The organism is Arthrobacter sp. N199823 (assembly GCF_002929705.1).
In the GTDB taxonomy this organism is placed as follows: domain Bacteria; phylum Actinomycetota; class Actinomycetes; order Actinomycetales; family Micrococcaceae; genus Specibacter.
In genome coordinates this window covers 1-541 of the sequence record NZ_PJIN01000073.1, presented here as the reverse complement: position 1 = coordinate 541, position 541 = coordinate 1, and the positions used below count along the sequence as shown (strand labels likewise).

1 pseudogene is annotated in these 541 nt (G+C 66.5%); it reads right to left on the bottom strand.

Features of this window, described 5'->3' with window-relative positions:
- Nucleotides 1-522 (bottom strand): annotated as a pseudogene (locus CXQ93_RS20295) (HAD-IC family P-type ATPase); the annotation flags it as partial.
- Nucleotides 523-541 lie beyond the last annotated feature (19 nt).

The following is a 541-nucleotide window of genomic DNA, read 5'->3' as shown; positions in this document are numbered from 1 at the left end:
GACCATGGCCACTTTCAGCCCGCGGGACTGCAGTTCGGTGACCTTGGTGTCCTTGTCCTGCGGCAGGACATCGGCGAATACCTCGTCAATGCCCAGCTCCGCGCCGACGACGTCTGCGACCTGACGCGCGTCCCCGGTGATCATCGCGACCCTCACCCCGCGGGCCTGCAGCGCCTTGACTGCTGCCCTGGATTCTTCGCGGACCTTGTCCTCGAGCCGCACCGCGCCGATCACGGAGCCGTCGCGGATGATGTGCAGCACGGACGCTCCACGGCCCACCCATTGCTCCACCGTCGTGGCGATGTCGACAGGGGTAGCGAGGCCGAGCTCCTTGAGCATGTTCGGTCCGCCCACGGACACCTGATGGTTGTTCACTGTCGCTTGGACACCGCGTCCGGTCATGGACGCGAAACTCGTGCCCGTGTAATCAAGGCTGACCGCGCCGGGGTCGGACTGTGCTGCGGTAACGATGGCCCGGGCGACGGGGTGTTCGCTGTCTGCTTCCGCAGCACCAGCGGGTGCTGGTCAAGCTGTAGGCGCG